Raw genomic sequence first — 17616 nt, forward strand, 5'->3', positions numbered from 1 at the left:
GTTCCGCCTACTACGGGACTTCGACCGACCTGCCCGTCACCAACCCCTGAGGGGGGAAGCAGAGAGCATGGAGAGAAACCCCTCCGCCACGGACCCTTTAGGGTTCAGGGTTCGGAGGGGGGCATGGAGCATGGGGCATTTTCAGCCCCTGAACCCCGAACCCTGAACCCTGAACCCTGAACCCTGAACCCTGAACCCTTTCCTTCCCCTATCTGTGCAATCCGTGGTTCCCTTTTCCCGGTACAGTACCCGTTTCCGGAAGGTCAGATGACCAGGCCGGTCATGACGTCGCCGAAGGGGACGGCGATCTCTTTTTTCTTCCCTCCCCAGTCGATTTCGACGAAGACGCGGCCGATTTTCGCGTCCACGCTCTTGACCGTGCCGTTGACGAAGGAACCGACGTAGGGGACCTGCACCCGGTCGCCCGCGGCGACGGCGGGAACGATGGGGACGGGGCGGCAGGAGGCCTTAGGGTAGACCGCCATCTTCCCGGCGAAGCCGACGGTCAGGACCTGGTCCCCGGCGACGGCGACCACGGTCGCCTTCAGCCAGCGGGTTCCGGCGAGCACGGCCACGGTCGTTCCCGGTTGCCAGTCGGCCGTGAGTCTGGCGAAGGTGTCCGGCTTGATCTGTTCCTCCATCTGGCCGATGGGTACGCCCCGGGAGTTCTTGGCCGGGTTGTCGTACTCGATGTCGAGATAGCGGACGACCGGGGCGGCCGGGTCGGCGGCGTCGGTGACGTAGGCCCGTTTCATCCCCGAGCCGGACTGCCACCAGGTGAGGAGGACGTCCCCCGCCGCCGCCCGCTGACCGGGGGCGATGGGTACGATCATGTAGTTGGGAATGTTCTTGATCCCGTCGAAGGTGAAGGCCACGTCGGAACGGGTTTCCCCGGGCGCGTTCATCTTGGCGTTGTAGAAGATGAAGGTCACCTTTTCCGGTCCCTTCTCGGTGGCGGTCTTCTGCCAGGTTACCGAGGGCGTGAGCACGTGCTCGCCGGGAGCGGACGCGATCGTCGTGGCGGGGAACGACGGAAAGGGTTCGAGCGGCTGTCCGTCCGGCGCGGGCGTCGCCGCCAACGCGCAGGCTTCCGTCAGCATGATGCCCAGCATTGCCATGTTCATGTTCTCTTCTCCTCCTGGTTCCGGTTTTTCTTTTTTTCGATCCAGATCTGCGCGGCCGCGCCCGCGGCCAGCGACAGCGCCGCCAGGACCCGCAGGGCCGTTATCATGCCCTGGCGCGATGTTTCGCGGACGGCCTCCGCGGCCAGCGCCCGGTCCGCCCTCGTAAAGAGCGCCGCGACCGCCGATTCGCCCCGGCTTCCGACCACGGCGTCGTGCAGGACCTTGACCGTCCGCGGATCGGCAAAGACGGGGTGGGCCGCGTCCCATCGTCCCAGGAACGCCAAGGTGGCTCCGACGAAAACCGTCGAGATGACCGCGCTCCCGATGGCGCCTCCCAGCCAGCGGATCATCAGCGCCTTGCCCGATCCGATGCCCGCCTGCTCGGGCGGAATGAATTCGAGGGCGGCCGGGATCGAGCTGGCGTTGACCAGACCGAAGCCGAGTCCGACGAGCGCGAAGAAAAACGCCAGGAAAGCCCAGCCGGGGAGAACGGGCATGCCGCTGAGGCCCAGGAACCCCGCCAGCCCGCAGGCGAACCCGGCGACGATCAGGGGTTTGGCCCCGCGGAACTTGATGGCCTTGCCCGCGGCCATGGAAGCGGCGGCCATCGTCAGGCCCATGGGCGCGAAGCAGAGCCCGGCCTTCCCCGGGCTGAAACCCATGACCTTCTGCAGGTAGATCCCGAAAATCAGGATCGAGGCCATGAAGGTGAAATAGGCGATAAAGCCGGCGACATTGGCGGCCAGAAAGTTCCTGACCCTGAACAGGGCCATCACGATCAGCGGTTGGTCGCGCCGGGCCTCGACTTGGAGAAGGGCCGCCAGGAGGATCGCCGCGCCGAGAAAACTCCCCAGCGTCTTCGGGCTTTGCCAACCCCAGGCATGACCTTGAGTCAAGCCCATGGTCAGAAGCAGCAGCGCCGCGGTCAGCAGCAGCACTCCCGGGACGTCCAGTTTCTGGCCCGCGCGGCCGCCCTGGGAGGGGAGGTGGATAACGGTAAGGGCGATACAGGCCAGACCGATCGGCGGGTTGATCAGGAAAACGGACCGCCATCCGAAAACATGGACCAGGCCGCCGCCCACGATCGGGCCGAGCACGAGGCCGAGACCGGCCATGCCCACGAGCCGGCTGATCCAATCGGCGCGCGCCTCGCCCTCGTAGAGGCTCATCAGGATCGCGATGCCGGTCGTGGCCATGACGCCGCCGCTGGCTCCCTGGATAAAACGGCAGATAACGATGAACCGGGCGGAACCGCTGACCGCGATGGCCAGCGAACTGCAGATGAACAGGATCAGTCCCGCGATGATGGTCTTTTTCCGGCCGAAGATGTCGGATAACCGTCCCGCGGTCACCAGCAGGCAGGCGTTCCCCAGGGCGAAGGCGGTCAGGAACCACTGCACGGTGGAAATCCCGACCCGGAGATCCCGGGCCATCGGTTGGATGGCGACGGCGATCGCCAGCATGTCGATGCCGATCATCGTCGGCGCCGTGGCCACGCCCAGGAACAGCAGCCACGGGTGCTTGACCGCGCCTCGGTCGGCCTCGTTCCTTGATGCCCCCGTGTCCGTCTTCAACGCTCAATTCCCTGGTGGGCGTTTTGGAAGCAAACCCCTCGTCGACTCGAACTATAGCAGAGCGTAGGAGGGGGTGCCATAACCCCGGCATCAGGTCGAAGGAGACTAACCTCTTCCGTCATCGTACCCGGAAACAAGACCGACTGATACGAACGTGTCGAAGATCCTGCAAAGATGAACCGACACCCCCTCTCCCAGGCATTGAGAAAGGGGCGGCCCGTTCCTTGGGAACCTCTCTTTCCCGGGGGGGGTATTGACGTTTATCGTCGGCGTTATTCCCCGCCGCGAATCCGGCGGAACCCGGGTCTCCTCCGAACCGGCTCGGGCTTGACCGGATTCCGACGCGGGAGAGAGGGGGCCGGAACGGCCGCCTCTCCCGGGCGTCGGTTGCTGCTCGATCCCCGCTTTCCGCTATTTCACGCCCACCGAGACCGAGATCAGACCCGACTCGCCGGTAAAATCCTCCCGGGCCTTGCCGATCACGGAGGCGTACTGGGAGAAGTTTTCCGGCATCCCCTTCATCGCCACCCCCGGGATCGAACTGGGGACGAGCAGATCGCCGCTTCTTATGGCTCCCCCCTCGTTGTTCACCTTCACCTGGACGTCACCCTGGTAGGCCACGGGAACGAGCCCGAAGTCGTCCACCTTTTTGCCTTCCTGGGTGATGGCACGCTTAAGTTCCTTGGGGATGGAGATGAACCCTTCTTCCGGGCAGATGACGCCGATCACCGCCACGTCGAACGCCCCGCCGGTTTTCACCGCCAGCTTGTCGACCACGGCGACGACATCGCCGACGTTGTAGTCCTCCGTCCGGCACCCTTCCGGGATGAAGTGCATGGAGATATAGGGGGAAAACGTCGTCCAGCTGTCGTTGGCCCCGGCGGCTCCCTGGGCGGCGAACCAGAAGGCCAGGGTCCCGTCGGCGTTGTAGAACGTCGCGATGTCGTTGAACGGTTCGCTCCCGTTGTGCCCGGCCCGGAGGACCAGCCCCACGTCGTTGTTGCTGCCGACAACGTGGAGCATGGCGCCCGGGCTCGACGTGCCGATGCCGACCCTGCCGTTATCCTGTATCCGCATCTTTTCGTCGTCGTCGATGTAGACTTTGACGTTGTTGCTTTCGTAACTGTGAATCCTGAAGTCTTCGGTGGCGTCGAGCCCGACCAGGACGCCGTCGAGGTGCCCGGACCCCGTGCTCTGGTTGGTAAAGGTGGCGTAGGAATAGCTGGACGAGTTCTGGTGGAGGTGCAGTTTGTACTGCGGGTTTCCGGTCCCGATCCCCACGCCGCCCGAGTCGTAGTAAATCCCGGTTCCGTTCCGGAGCCAGGGGCCGCTTCCTCCGCCGAGGGGGAGGTCGCTGGACGAACCGTAGTAAACCCGGGTCAGATTCCGCGCCGCCCAGAGCCCGCTGCTGGAGCGGAACACGGCGATATCGTCCCGGTGGTCGCCGTTGTAGTCGCCGGGGGCGGGGGCATCGCCCGCAGTCCCGAAGTAGACCCGGGTGTAGTTCCGTATCGCCCACAGGCCGTTTTCAGGCCGGAAAACACTGACGTCGTCGGTCCCGTCCCCGTTGAAATCGGCCGCCGCCGCCGCCAGGCTCAGAAACAGTCCCGGTACCGCCATCGAAAGAACCGCCCATCCCTTCATCCGCGCACCTCCCTTGGTTATAGTTTAAGTGAGATATCGATCGAAAAAAGTACGGTCGGGAAACGCCGGCCCCCCGCCCGCATTTCCATTCCCTCTTCGAGCAAGCCCGTTCCCGCGCATTTTCCCCGCGGGATGCAATAACCTGCCTCATAAGGATTTTACACCGGAAGCAGGTTTCGGTCAGATATTTTTAATGAAACCGAGGGAGCACCCGTGGGGAGCCCCCGGCGGATTCCGGCGATCCGATTGCTCCGTTTCCGCTTCGGGGCGGTAATTCGGGCTTTGTTTCCTCCGGCCCATAACCTATGCTTTGTACCCGAAGGCGGTTTGCCGCCGATGATCCTTGGGCCGAACTCGAACCGGGAGGAAACGATGGAAGCGTCGAACCGGGTCATCAGACACCGGAATATCGTCCTGATCTATATTTTGGGATTCGTCACCTTCGGGATCTATTTCATTTACTGGGTGGTCTCCACCAAGGGGGACATCAACAGCCTGGGGGCAAAAATCCCCACCGCCTGGCTGCTGATCATCCCCATCGCCAACATCTACTGGGCCTATAAGTACTGCGAGGGCTTTTCCGAACAGGTCAAAAAAGACGACAACACCATCCTCTGGTTTTTTCTCTATCTCTTCGTCGGAATCATCATGCCCGCCATCGTTCAGTCGGAGTTGAACAAGATCGCCGCGCCCGCGGCGTAAGGCCGGCTTCGTCCCCTCCGTGCCTCCCTCGTTCCGGCGCCCGCTCAAGCCGCCGCCAGCGGCCCGTGAAGGGGCCAGTACCGGTATCTTTACCGCGGCCGTCGGCATCTCGCGTCACCTGCGCGGCCAACTTTTCCCCGCGAGCCTTGTCGCAGGCTGCAACCACCCCGGCGCGATTCGCTGCATGTTCGCTGATCGTCCGCAATAGGGCCCTTCAGGGGGGTGTCCTTACTGCATTGCCGGGCAGAAAGTTGCATTGCCGGGCCTCCTTTCCACCCGATCCTGGCACACCGCTTGCTCTATCAAGGAGAGTCATGACCCCGTTATTCGAGAAAAGGAGATGAGGATGAAATTCGGATTCATGCCGCTTTCAATCGTGTGCGGGCTGGTACTGTATCCGGGCACCGGTTTCGAAGCGTCCGCCGCCTCGGCGTCCTCGGCCGCAGCCGCTTCCGGCGCTTCGTCCGCCGCCCCACGCGACGACGAACTCGTCCAGGACATGTCCCTGCCCCGCATCACCTCCGTTGTCTGCGAGGACCCGGCCGGCGACGTCAACGACACCGTCATGCCGGGCGTCACGATCAACATTTTCGGAACCAACCTGGTCTCGGGAGGAGCGGCGCGCGGCGTCCGCCTGTATAACGGCGACGACCACGGCCGCTATCAGCAAGCCCGGTCTCTCGGGTACACCGCCGCCGGCACCCGGATCGGGGTCGAGTTCGGTTCCTGGGTTCTTACGGCGCTGATGGAGCGGCAGCCGTTCTACCTGGCCGTCGACGGCCCGTTCGGTTACACTTCCTTCTACCGGGTGGCCTACGACGACGGTCGCGGGGAGATAAACCCGGTCCTCGTCCCGCCGGTCGTTACCGATGTCTTTTATGCTTCGGGGGGGGGCGTTCGCCACGGCGCCGTTATGCCCCTGGAGGCCGTCACCGTCACTTTGAGCGATGTATCTCCGGTCGACGGAACTCCCAAAGTGGAAATGCGCTGGAACGAAGGGACCGACTCCTTCGATTACGAAATCGGGACGGTCATCTCCAGCACCGCCGGCGAAATTAGGGCGATGTTTTCCCTGGTCGAAGACGGGTACTTCATTTCCAGTCACGAAGACCTCGCCCTCTATGTCTACGACCAGCAGACCGGCCGGTGGTCCGCCGGTTATCCGGTCTCCCTGGATCAGCGCGATTATGTGTATGAATGCTGCCAGCTGCCGGATGCCCCCGTCTGGAACGTCAGCGGCGGCATCGATTACACCGATCCCCTCGATATCTCCGAACCGGAGGCCCTGATCGTAACCCGGACCGGTTCCGCCGATTACTACCGGAAGCTCGGCCGTCTGCACACCGTGACCGGCCTCGATACCGAGGTGGTGTTCGGGGACGATATCTGCTCCCATTTTTCCGCCGCCGATACCGCCGGCCTCGCCCAGGATATCAAGGAGTACCTGGCCCGGCGCTACCGGGATTCCGGGGGAACGACCCGCTTAGTCCTCCTGGGAGGCGAGGCCTCCAAGAACGACGACAACGCCGGCTCCTTCGTTCCCGCCTTCCAGGTCTACGACCGCAACGAGATCGACCTGAAATCGGGCGCCGACGACGATGAAACCGGCGTCGTCACCGACAGCTTTTACAGCGACTTTTTCTACTCCGACCTCGGCGAATGGGACAGCAACGGCAACGGCGTCCATAACGACAATCTGCGCGATGCCCCCACCGACTACGACGCCACCCTCTCCGTCTCCCGCCTCCCGTTCCCCCTCGACACCTCCCGCTCCCGGATCGAACTCTGGCATTACATCGAGAAAGTCGTCAGCCATATGACCGACTTCGATCAGAACCGGGTCAACGACGTTCTCTTTCTTTCCAACGTCGCCGCGGAGGTGGCGGTCCTGGGCGCGATCGACTCCGCCTGGTGGCTCGACAACTACACCGAGGACAACCTCCCCGGGGGGGTGTCCGTGTACAAGCTTTACCAGACACGGGACACCGCCGACGCCGCCCTCACCCTCGCCCGGGAGAAGGAGCGCCTCGAGGACAACTACAACCTCGTCGTCCACATGGGACACGGCAATATCAAGTTTCTGACCGCCGACGACTCCGGCAGTTCCACCTACGATTTCACCGACGAAATGGCCTACGAGTTGGAGAACTCCGCGCCCTACCCGATCATGATCACCGGGGCCTGCCGGGCGGGGCGGCTCAACTCCGGCGAAGACTGCGCCGGTTCCGCCCTCATCCGGTCGCTCACCGGGGGCGCGGTCGCCTATCTCGGCAACAGTTCCTACGGGATGAGCGTCTACGGCGGCTGTCAGCTCATCGACGAGATTCTCGCTGCGCTGGCTGCCCGGCACTTCCTCGCCGCCGACAACCCCTATCTGGGAGACCTGCGCCTGAGCGACGCACTGAGGAGCGGAATCAACGCACTGATGGATCTCGACGATCCCTGGTGGCTCTCGGCGGGCAAGTTCGTGGACGGGCAGGAATATACAGCCAAGTCGGCCGACATCCTCGGCGACGGCCTGATCCCGGTCTATACCCGCCGCCGTGACGACGCGCCCCGGCTCCAGGTGATCAAGAACCGCTATACGGTTTCCGGGGGAAGCGTCGTTGCCGACTTCGAGATCTCCCTTTCCTCCGACTATCCCGACGGTGTCGTCACCATCCAGACCGACAGCGGGACCTATTACCGGCAGGCCACCGGCGGGTCCGGCGCCTGCGAAATCATCGTCCCCGAGGATCCGGCGCGGATCGCGATCGGCTACTCCTCCGTCTACTGCCTGAGCGCCTACCGCGAATACTATTACCACACCCTCGATCCGACGGCGTCCGAAGCGGCCGGGGTCGACGGCGAGTTAAACCTCGACCCGTCCTTCCCGGGCGGGAGCGGCGGCCCGACCGCCGTTCCCACTTGGCGGGGCCCCTCGCCGGACTGCCTCGACCCGATCGACACCGTCGACTACTCCGCCCTCCTCGCCGACCGGATCGACCCGGCTCTCCGGTAAGCTCCTCGCGCCGTCGCGGAACGGGGACGGCTCCCCGGGCCCCGACCGGCCGGGTCCTTCTTGAGAAACCGGGCAACCCGTAGTAAAATAATACGATAAACGCAATGCTCGCGAATCCGTTAGTACATGAGTCGTTTTGGTTCCTCCTGACCTAGTGTCGAATATGAATCCGTCCCGGCCAACCATCTCCGAAAATCCCCCGGAGGATGCGCCTCGAAACGATTCCCGGCCGGACCGGCAGCCCCGCCAGCTCCTGGTCCTCTTCCTGACCGAGATGTGGGAGAGGTACGGTTTTTATACCATGCGGGGGATCCTGGTCCTTTATATGACCAAGGTCTTCCTCTTTTCCGATACCGCGGCGTACGCCATGTTCGCCGCTTTCGCGGCCCTGCTTTTCCTGACGCCTCTCTTCGGCGGCTGGGTGGCCGACCGGTTCCTCGGGTTCAGACGGTCGGTGCTGGTGGGCGGAGTTCTGCTGGCGGTCGGGTACGGTTTGCTCGGCATCCCCGGGAGGGGAATGCTCTTTCGCCTGGCCCTGGGAACGATAATCGTCGGGAACGGCTTTTTCAAACCGAACGTCTCCGGAGTGGTCGGTCAGTTGTACGGGAAAAACGATCCCCGCCGCGACGGGGGGTTCACCATCTTCTACGCCGGCATCAATATCGGATCGGTCATCCCGCCCCTTGTTACCGGATGGATAATCATCCGTTTCGGGTGGCATCCCGCGTTTCTGGTGGCCGCTTCCGGCGTACTGGTCGGGACGGCGATCTTTTTTTTCGGCCTGAGAAAACGCCCGGAGTTGGGAGCGCCGCCCGATACCGTCCGCACGCGGGCGGAGCGTTTGGGGAACTATCTGCTCATCGGCGTGGGGACTCCGGCCGCGGTCTACCTGTTCGCGGAACTGCTCCGGGATACGGCCCTGACCAATGTTCTCCTTTTCGTCGTCGGGGGGCTGTTCCTGGCCTATTCCTTCAGCCGGTCCTTCTCGTACCGGGACAGGCGCAGGGAGCGCCTGATCGCCGTTCATATCCTGATTCTCTTCTCGATCGTCTTCTGGGCGCTGTACCAGCAGGGTGCGATGTCGCTGACCATCTTCACCGAATTCAACGTGGGAAGAGAGGTGGGAGGCTGGACCATCCCCACGGTCATGTTTCAGTCCGTCAATCCCTTCTTCGTCATTCTCCTGGTTCCCTTCATTTCCCGGTTATGGCTGCGCCTGGAGCGGCGGGGCTGGAACCCTTCCATCCCCGCCAAGTTCGCCCTGGGAACGATCTTCATGGGGCTGGGGTTCGTTATCCTTCCCCTGGCCGTCGCCGGCGCCGGCGCGGCCGGGAAAACCAGCCTCTGGTGGGTGGTTGCGAGCTATTTTCTGCAGACGCTGGGAGAGCTTTTCATCTCGCCGGTGGGGCTTTCCATGATAACCGGGCTGTCTCCTAAAAAGCTGGTGGGGATGATGATGGGGGTGTGGTTTTTCGCCACCGCGCTGGCGAACGCGCTGGCCGGATTCGTCTCCGATTGGACGGCCCTTCCCTCGGGGACCAACAACCCCCTGTTGACCGATCGCCCCTTTTCCCACGTTTTCGGAATCATCGGTTGGATCGCGGTCGGGGTGGGGGTCGTTTTCCTCTTTTTCGCCCCGATCCTGAAGGGCCTGATCGAGGGGGCGAAGCGGGAGAAGTGAAGCCGTCCGCCGCCGCCCCGGTGGCGTTCGCCGGCGCGGCGGCGCTTGTTCCGCTCGAGAAGGCGGCACGGTTCGGCAGTCGGTGCGTACCATCGGCAGAGGCACTAGAGAGAGTTTCCGAGGAGGTTCTGATGAATACATCCGATCGAGGCAATGTTCCCGGGGCGCCCGCCGGAGGGGAAACCCTGTTGGAGAGGGAAGAACCGTTTTTCGCCGAATTCGGCGGCCGTTTCGCCCTCGCCCGTGAACATAAATATCTTGTCGCCAGCCAGAAAGGCTCGATGCCGAAAGCGGTGCTGGCCCGTTTCAAGGAAGGCCTGGATCGGATCGCCCGGGACCCTTATCCCGTCTATCTCGAAGACCCCGCGGTCACCCGCGGGAAAATCGCCCGGGGCTACGGGGCCCGGGTGGATGAAGTCGCCATCGCCCGCAATACCACCGATGCCGTCAGCCAGATCCTGAGCGGAATCGACTGGCGGGAGGGGGACGAGCTGCTCTGCTCGACCCTGGAGTACCCGAACTGCGTGGCGACGGTGCGGCGGGTGGCGGCACGGTTCGGCCTGGGCGTCCGGCAGTTCGGAGTCCCATCGCGCCCCGACACGGAGGCGGAAGAGGTCGTCGCTTCCGTCCGGCGTTCCCTCAGGCCCGGCCGAACCCGGGCGATCTTCTTCTCCTGCCCGACCCAGCCCAACGGGATAGCTCTACCCTTCCGCCGGATCGCCCGGCTGGCCCAGGAAAACGGGGCGATCACCATCGTCGACGGGGCCCACTACGGCGGCATGTTCGATCCGCGCCTCGACGAAACCGGGATCGACTTTTGGGCGCTTTCCGGGCACAAGTGGCAGTGCGGGCCCGGAGGGACCGGCATTCTCTATGTCCGCAACGCGCTCTGGCCGGAAAATTCCACCCCGCTGCCCCGCTTCCATCTCGTTCGCTCCGGCAGTCTCGACGCGCCCGTCGACGGCTCCCGTCCGCCGGGTTTCGACGTGGGCGCGGCCCTGAGTTTCTACGGTTTCCCGGAATCGGCCGACTGGCGGGCCCTGGGGCAGTCCTGCGAGGTCTGGGACGGCGTGGGCAGGGAACGCATTCAGAACTACATCCTAGCCCTGGCCGACTACGCCCGGGGAAAACTTATCGAGGTTTTCGGAGAGCGGGCTCTCCTGCAGCCCTGCCGGGACCCGGAGCTGAAGTCGGGGATCGTCGCTTTCAATCCTTTCCCGGACGGGAACGACCGCCGGAACATGAAGGTGGCCTCCGAGTTCCAGGCGCGCATCTTCCGGGATTGCGGCTACCACATCGGCTGCGGCGGCCTGGGAAGCACCGGCCTGACCCGTCCGCCCGATCCGGACGCGAAGGCGTTTTTCGAGGGCTGTATCCCGAACCGCGATCCGAAAACCGGCCGGCCGGACCCGAGCGATATCCCGTTCCGGTTCGGTACGCCGGCCTGGTGCGATCGGGCCGATCTGGATAGGTTCGTCGACGACTGCCGGGCGATGGTCGAAACAATGCAGGGTTGAGTTTCGCCGGCCGCGGTCGGCGTGGGCGGATGAGGGCGAGCTATTTGGGCTATCCCCCTGTTCCGGCGGTCCAGTTTCTGAAATGATAGGCGGCGATGATCTGAACCCACCAGGGAGCGAAACTCCGATAGATCCCGACCTTCGGATCGTTGGCCCGGTAATCATTCCGGGACCGGTCCCAGCTTTTCAGCAGGTCGACGATCATTTCGACGTGTAGCCTGGTTCTCATCCCCCGGAGCTGAAAAACCCGCGCGCCGGGTTCCGGGGCGAGTCTCCGGGTAAGAAGAATTCTCCCTTCGTCCAGGTGGGCGGTCACGTAATGGATCGAACAGCCCAGGTATTCGAACTTTTTATAAAAAGGCAGCCAGTATTCGGGGTCCAGCCCCCTGAAAAAAGGGAGGATGGCCCCATGGTGGTTTATGACCGGGCAGGGGACCCGCTCCAGGAATTTCCCGGTGAGGGGGCGCGCCCCGAAGAGAATGATCAGGTCGGGTCCGAATTCCTCGATGAGGGGCAGGCCGTGGTTGTGGTTGTCGACGTGCCGCGTTTCGGCGGCAAAGCTCTCGGCTCCCTCGAACAGTTCCGCTTCGTATGCTTCCCGTTGTTTCCGGAAGACATCCACTTTGGCGTAGGGGAAATATCCGATCAACCCCTTGAAATCCTTTTTCCGCCAGAGCGTTTTCAGTTTCTTTTCGCCGGCGGCGAAACCGGAAAAATCCACCGGATCCTCGGTGACGACCCGGAATCTCCATTCGGGAAGTTCCCGCATCAGCCGGTTGACGTAATAGATCTGGAACCGCTCGGTTGCGGTGGTCAGGATGATTATTTTCCCGGCCATGGCTCTACCGGCGCCCCCGGGGATGGGGGTGTTCTCGGACAAGAAGGGCCGGCTTCCCGTTTTCGAGCCCGAGGGGGGACGACCGCGGGGGTTAAATCAGATAAGGGCACTGTCCGCCTTTCTTCATGAATTCGCAGTCCTTGTCGCAGGGCCGCATCTTGATGTTGACGATGCTTCCCGGAATGCTGGAGAGCATATCGGTTTCCAGCGCGGAAACCAGCTCGTACCCCTTCTTGAAATTGAGGTCCTCGGGGAGGACGAGTTCGAATTCGATGAACTTCATCCGCCCCGAAACCCGGCTCTTCAGTCCCCCGAAGTCGCAGTACTTGTCGCTGTGCCGGGCCAGCCACTTGAGCAGTTCCAGCTTGCTGCCCTCTTCGATGGTGGCGTCCAGGAGCTTGAAAAACGCCCCTTTGGCCATCGCGAAGGAAGGAACGGCGATGATGAGGCTGACCAGCAGGGTGGCGGCCGGATCGACATAGAGCTCCACCGTCGATATTCCCACCGCGCGCAGGATAATGGATACGAGGAAGGAGGCCGCGACGGTCATCGAGATGAACCCCTCCAACCGGTAGTGGACCCCTTCGGCGTGGATGGCCGGGGATCCGCTTTTCCGGGCCATCCTGAAGATGTAGTAGGCGCCCAGGAAATTGATGGAAAAGTTGACGACGCTGGATCCCAGCCCGATCCAGGGGAAGGTGATGTGGGTGGGGTGAAAGAGGTTGAGTATCGCCTGGAACGACATGGCCAGGGCGATCCCGATCAGAATCACCCCTTCCATCGCCTCGCAGACGTGCTCGATCTTGCTGTAGCCGTAATTATGGAACAGATCCTCGGGACGGTTCGAGAGCCTGATCGAGTAATAGAGGATGATCGAGACCACCAGGCCGACGCAGGTTATCCCCAGGTCCACGGCGATGGCCAGCGAATCCACCAGGAGCAGGGCCGTGAGCTTGATCGCGAACAGGACGATGTTCCCGGCCAGGCTCGCCCTCACGGCCCGCATCATATATTTTTCCTGCGGCGAAGACGTCATGTTCCGCTTCCTCGAAGCCCGTACCCGTCTTCGACGGTTACGGCGCCGGGCATGTTTCTCCTTGCAGGGCCGGGTCCAGGTAGTCGGGTTTGAAGATCAACAGGCCCAGCGCCATGCACTCGAGCCCGAACGGGAGGTAGCCGGCCAGCCCCAGGGCCGGCATCTCGAAGTACTTGAACCGGTAGATATAGGGGATCTCGTAAACCCACTTGGCGTAACTGTAGGAGTTCCACATCTCCCAGAAAAGACCGCAGAGGAGCGCCCCGGCGGCCGCCGAAACCACCAGCCGCCAATCCCCCCGGGCTACATCCGAGAAGACCTGGCGTTGCCCGAGGAGGGACTGGATGGCCGCCATGCTGACCACCGGGGATACCCAGAGGAGGGCGCAGAGCTGGTTGGGAAAGACGCCGAGCAGGGCGTAGGTTCCTCCCGTCACGACCAGGGCGGTGAACGCCCACACCCGGGGGCGTTTCGGCCGGATCGGGCGGAACTGCTTGAAAGGAGCTTCGAAACGGGGAAAGGTCCGCAGCAGGTGGCAGACGGAAAGGACGCCGGGGAGGACGGTCGAGAAGGCGACGGTGGCGAGGACGAAGTATTTCGCCGGGGTCATCCGGACGTGGATATACTGCCAATTCTGGACGTAGCGGTTGAGGTACTCGAAAAACCACCAGAACCCGGCGCCGAGCGGGAAAAGGAGGAGAAACCGTTTCGGGCGGTCGAGCATCAGGCAGCTTCCGGAACGGACGCAGCAGAGGGCGTTCACGACCAGAATAAACCCGATCCAGAGCGGCCCGAAAGCGGGGGGATGGTCGATCCGGATCCAGTTGGTACGGGCCCACTCCGCGTACCACCCGAAGATCAAGAGGACGATTCCCGTCCAGCCCCACCAGGGGAAACGGCACGGGGGCTTCCGTGCGTTTTCCGAGGGTTCTCCCCGCCAGGTCAGGAAACGGAAGACCAGCGGGCCGATGGCGAGAAGAATGACGGCGGCGTAAAAGACGAACCAGGCCCAGGAAAAGGGCGGGTGGGCGACGGGGTACTTCCCCCAGATGGTATCGGGGGGGATATGCAGATAGGGGCGGACCGGTTTGCCGGCCAGCCAGGTCCCGGCCAGGGGCAGCCCGACGAGCCAGAGGGCGAACGTCGACCAGAGGATAACGTGCTTGATCATGGCAACGAGATTATACGTGGGATGGCGCCGCGAAGCATCTCGATTCAAAGCGTTCTCCTCCGGCTCCCTGCGGTCGACTTCGAGCGTCGAACGTTCCGAATATTCCTCTGAAAATCCGCCCCGGGCGCTGGCGTAGTACCCGGAACGCTCGGTGCCATCGGGTCGGCCCTTATGGTTTATGAGCCGGACCGAAATCCCGGGATTCGGTCCGGCTCAATGAGCATGGGGTGACCGGCTACAAAACCTACCGCATGAATTCGTAAGCTCCCATATCCACCGCCTCCGTTCCATCGCTGTCGCCGTCCGCCAGCCGGTCGGAATTCCCGGCATCGTAGGGAGAATAGGTGAAACTCCAGATTATTTCGTGAGTAAAAACGGAAATCGACGTCATATGCGCGATCTCCGAAGTATCCCCGGTATCGATGCAGGGAGATGTCGAAAGCAGGGCGTATGGGTGGGTCCTGCGTCCACTGAAATTAGGGTTGGAATTTATATTGCCGGTTCCCCAGCAACTTCCATAATTATAAGTTACGCCCACCCCGAGGGCGAAAGCGGCATAACCACCTTCTACATCGCAATAATCGAAATATGGATCGCAATTATCGTCTTCGAGACGAACTTGATCGCCGCTTACGGTGGCGGAGTTGCCCCAGATAATATCATTGGCGAATATTGGATTCGACCACATGCTACAACTGATCCCGCCTCCGCTGGCGGCGCTGTTATAGGCGATCGTGTTATTGATAACCGTCGGGTCGGAAACATTCACGCAAGAAATCCCCCCGCCTTGTCTCCGCGCACTGTTCTGAGCTATGACATTGCCGACGATTATCGCGTCCGAGGAATCACAGTCGATCCCCCCGCCGTAGTGGCCTTCTGCCGTATTTCCCATGATCCGATTGTTCAGAATCAAGGCATCGCCGCAATAACAACAGATGCCCCCGCCAAAATCAGAAGCCCTATTGTTTGTTATTTCGTTATTGGTGATCAAGGTATCCGCGCAATTAAAACCGATAATCCCGCCACCGTATAAGGCCCTGTTCGAACTTATTCTATTATTAGCAATTATCGGGAGGTAGTAATTATAACAAATACCTCCGCCGGCATAAGCGACGAAATTATTAGTTATGAGATTGTCAATAATGGAGTCGCCTCCCTGTTTGGAATATATCCCGCCTCCCCAATTCGCCCGATTATTAATAATCCGATTATCGGAAATAGACAACGTCGCCGATTCGGAATATAACCCGCCGCCTTGATCGCCGGCCTCATTTCCCGTAATCACGTTGCCGCTGACGGTCGAGTCCGTCAGATCGCAATAAATCCCCCCGCCGTCGGTGACCGCTGCATTATCCGTTATGATATTATTGGATATGGTCAACCCGGAACCCTCGCCGTAGATCCCCGCGCCCATATCGGCGGACCCGGCCTGAATGGTAAAACCGCTGATCATGGAAGCCGTCGCGGTGGCGGTATCGAAGGTTATGACCGGTCCGCTCCCGCCGCCGTCGATGATGACGAGTTCGGGGTTAGTTTCGTCGCCCATCAAAGTTATGTCTTTTCCCGCGAAATCGATGGTTTCGTAGTAAGTTCCCGGATAAACAAGGATCGTGTCTCCGTCGCTGGCGGCACTGATGCCTGCCTGGATAGTGGAGTAGTCTCCGCTCCCGGCACCATCGACGATGATTTCCGCCGCCGCAGCGAGACGGATCGCTGTCAGAACAGCGATAAGTCCCGTTAAGCATGTCGGTACTCTCATAGCTTCCTCCTCTGTGACGTTTCGATCTAATACCGGAATGGTATGAGCAGAAACTATGCCAGTATGCGCCGAAATATCGTTATACGCATAATCCCCCGGCTAACAGAGAATTAGAGATATTTCCGATGCCGCCACCTAGCCGAGAAATACTACCGGAGAGGCGAAATGCAACATGAGGTGATGTGTTTCACGGAAAAACATCGGAACGTATTGAGCAAGGGTGTGGGGAAAAGGCCGGCTGTCGATGATCCCCACCAAATAACGAACGTTGCCGGGTCCAGGCATCTCGGGAGGCGGGATCCCTTCCAGAAGCGAAGCCCGGGTCCACGTCGCCCGGCTCTATGGGGAATCCGGGCTTACCCGGAGGCCGCCCCTCGCTGCCTACTCAACGCCGTGCGCTCAGCTTCTCGCGCTATCTCGTGACCGGGATATCTCCGGTCGTCCCGAAGTACAGCCGGGAGAGCCCTTCCACGATCCAGAGGCTGGAGGAGTCGCGGAAGATCGCCGGGTCGTCGCGGCCGTCGCCGTCGTAATCTGCCGGCCGGGGCCAGTCGGTGCAGGTTCCGAGGTAGTGCCGCGTGATCCCCCGCACCGCCCACATCCCCCGGCACGGCCGGAATATGGCCGCGGTGCAGGTCCCGTCCCCCGCGTAGTCCATCGGGACCGGCCAGTCGGTCGGGTCGCCGAAGTAGAAACGGGTGCACCCATACACCGCCCAGCGCCCGTCGCTCGGCCGGTAAACCGCGAACATGCTCGCCCCGCCGCCGTCGTAATCGGCGGGCGCCGGCCAGTCTCCGCTCCGGCCGTAGGAGAACTGGGTGAGGTCGCGGACGTACCAGCCGCCGCTGGAACTCCGGAAGACGGCGATCTCCGAGATGCCGGTCCCGGTGTAATCGCTCGGAACCGGGATATCGCCGCTCATCCCGTAATGCAGCCGGGTGAGGCCGCGGACGAACCATTGCCCGGAATCGGAACGGAAGACGGCGATGTCGGTTGTCCCGTCGCCGTCGTAATCGCCGGGAACGGCCTGGTCGGCGGAGTTCCCGTAGTACGCCGCCGTCAGGCCCCGGATCGCCCACAACCCCCGGGAGGCCCTGAATACGGCGACGTCGTCGGTCCCGTCCCCGTCATAGTCGCCGGAATCGATGACGGTTTTCCATGGTGGCAGCGTCGGGCCGCAGGTGGGAGTCGCAGTCGGGCTGGGGGTGGTGCTGGGCTCCGGTGTCGGCGTGGGGCTGACCGGCGTGGGGGTGGCCGAGGGCGTGGTCGTGGCCGACGGGGTCGGGGTGGGCGTGGGCGTCGCCGACGGGCTCGGGGTGAGCGAAGGTGTCGGCGAGGTCGAAGGAGACGGGGTAACGGATGGCGTCGGGGTGATGGAAGGCGTGGCCGTGGTCGAGGGGGTAGGTGTGGCCGACGGGGACGGCGTCGGGGTGACGGAAGGTGTTGTCGTGGGAGAAGGGGTAGGCGTGGCCGACGGGGTCGGCGAGGTCGAAGGAGACGGTGTGGTCGAGGGCGTAGGTGTGGCCGACGGGGACGGCGTCGGGGTGACGGAAGGTGTTGTCGTGGGAG

General features: G+C 62.4%; 13 protein-coding genes. 4 read left to right on the forward strand and 9 right to left on the reverse strand.

Annotation, left to right across the window (positions count from 1 at the left end; all coding sequences use genetic code 11):
* Positions 1–263 precede the first annotated feature (263 nt).
* The 3 genes from PLZ73_11055 to PLZ73_11065 form a co-directional block, all read right to left on the reverse strand.
* Positions 264–1124 (reverse strand): hypothetical protein, encoded by an 861-nt coding sequence (locus PLZ73_11055; GenBank protein HOO78411.1) that lies wholly within the window; start codon positions 1122–1124, stop codon positions 264–266.
* Positions 1121–2698: an MFS transporter gene (locus PLZ73_11060; GenBank protein HOO78412.1), complete on the reverse strand. Its 1578-nt coding sequence runs from the start codon at positions 2696–2698 to the stop codon at positions 1121–1123. Before PLZ73_11060 ends, PLZ73_11055 begins: the two co-directional genes overlap by 4 nt.
* Positions 2699–3109: 411 nt before the next feature.
* Positions 3110–4342 carry a VCBS repeat-containing protein gene (locus PLZ73_11065; protein ID HOO78413.1) on the reverse strand — a complete coding sequence of 411 codons (1233 nt, stop codon included), beginning with the start codon at positions 4340–4342 and terminating at the stop codon, positions 3110–3112.
* Positions 4343–4714: 372 nt separating this feature from the next.
* Between PLZ73_11065 and PLZ73_11070 the strand changes: the two genes are divergently transcribed.
* From PLZ73_11070 to PLZ73_11085, 4 genes are all read left to right on the forward strand, one after another.
* Positions 4715–5044, forward strand: a complete 330-nt coding sequence (locus PLZ73_11070) for a DUF4234 domain-containing protein (GenBank protein HOO78414.1) — start codon at positions 4715–4717, stop codon at positions 5042–5044.
* A gap of 346 nt (positions 5045–5390) precedes the next feature.
* Entirely contained in the window at positions 5391–8045 is a 2655-nt protein-coding gene (locus PLZ73_11075) for a C25 family cysteine peptidase (GenBank protein HOO78415.1), read from the forward strand.
* Between the two features lie 163 nt (positions 8046–8208).
* Positions 8209–9726, forward strand: coding sequence for a peptide MFS transporter (locus tag PLZ73_11080; protein HOO78416.1), 1518 nt, complete (start codon positions 8209–8211; stop codon positions 9724–9726).
* Between the two features lie 131 nt (positions 9727–9857).
* Positions 9858–11243, forward strand: a complete 1386-nt coding sequence (locus PLZ73_11085) for an aminotransferase class V-fold PLP-dependent enzyme (protein ID HOO78417.1) — start codon at positions 9858–9860, stop codon at positions 11241–11243.
* 49 nt (positions 11244–11292) lie between these two features.
* On the opposite strand, the gene PLZ73_11090 is transcribed toward PLZ73_11085, so the two are convergent.
* The 6 genes from PLZ73_11090 to PLZ73_11115 form a co-directional block, all read right to left on the reverse strand.
* Positions 11293–12123 (reverse strand): formyltransferase family protein, encoded by an 831-nt coding sequence (locus PLZ73_11090; GenBank protein ID HOO78418.1) that lies wholly within the window; start codon positions 12121–12123, stop codon positions 11293–11295.
* Positions 12124–12172: 49 nt separating this feature from the next.
* On the reverse strand, positions 12173–13117 hold the full coding sequence (locus tag PLZ73_11095; GenBank protein HOO78419.1) for a cation diffusion facilitator family transporter: 945 nt from the start codon (positions 13115–13117) through the stop codon (positions 12173–12175).
* A gap of 37 nt (positions 13118–13154) precedes the next feature.
* Positions 13155–14288, reverse strand: a complete 1134-nt coding sequence (locus PLZ73_11100; GenBank protein ID HOO78420.1) for a hypothetical protein — start codon at positions 14286–14288, stop codon at positions 13155–13157.
* A 244-nt stretch (positions 14289–14532) separates the two neighbouring features.
* Positions 14533–16047, reverse strand: coding sequence for a right-handed parallel beta-helix repeat-containing protein (locus PLZ73_11105; protein HOO78421.1), 1515 nt, complete (start codon positions 16045–16047; stop codon positions 14533–14535).
* A 412-nt stretch (positions 16048–16459) separates the two neighbouring features.
* Positions 16460–17128: a VCBS repeat-containing protein gene (locus PLZ73_11110; protein ID HOO78422.1), complete on the reverse strand. Its 669-nt coding sequence runs from the start codon at positions 17126–17128 to the stop codon at positions 16460–16462.
* A gap of 46 nt (positions 17129–17174) precedes the next feature.
* The coding region (locus tag PLZ73_11115; protein ID HOO78423.1) for a hypothetical protein at positions 17175–17616 on the reverse strand (442 nt) is incomplete at its 5' end.

It is taken from the genome of bacterium (genome assembly GCA_035380285.1).
Lineage (GTDB): Bacteria > Auribacterota > Erginobacteria > Erginobacterales > DAOSXE01 > DAOSXE01.

What these genes read in the sequence shown, in the direction of transcription:
- PLZ73_11055 (HOO78411.1), bottom strand. Translation starts at nt 1,124, where the DNA reads ATGAACATGGCAATGCTGGGCATCATGCTGACGGAAGCCTGCGCGTTG.
- PLZ73_11065 (HOO78413.1), bottom strand. Translation starts at nt 4,342, where the DNA reads ATGAAGGGATGGGCGGTTCTTTCGATGGCGGTACCGGGACTGTTTCTG.
- PLZ73_11070 (HOO78414.1), top strand. Translation starts at nt 4,715, where the DNA reads ATGGAAGCGTCGAACCGGGTCATCAGACACCGGAATATCGTCCTGATC.
- PLZ73_11075 (HOO78415.1), top strand. Translation starts at nt 5,391, where the DNA reads ATGAAATTCGGATTCATGCCGCTTTCAATCGTGTGCGGGCTGGTACTG.
- PLZ73_11080 (HOO78416.1), top strand. Translation starts at nt 8,209, where the DNA reads ATGAATCCGTCCCGGCCAACCATCTCCGAAAATCCCCCGGAGGATGCG.
- PLZ73_11085 (HOO78417.1), top strand. Translation starts at nt 9,858, where the DNA reads ATGAATACATCCGATCGAGGCAATGTTCCCGGGGCGCCCGCCGGAGGG.
- PLZ73_11095 (HOO78419.1), bottom strand. Translation starts at nt 13,117, where the DNA reads ATGACGTCTTCGCCGCAGGAAAAATATATGATGCGGGCCGTGAGGGCG.
- PLZ73_11100 (HOO78420.1), bottom strand. Translation starts at nt 14,288, where the DNA reads ATGATCAAGCACGTTATCCTCTGGTCGACGTTCGCCCTCTGGCTCGTC.
- PLZ73_11105 (HOO78421.1), bottom strand. Translation starts at nt 16,047, where the DNA reads ATGAGAGTACCGACATGCTTAACGGGACTTATCGCTGTTCTGACAGCG.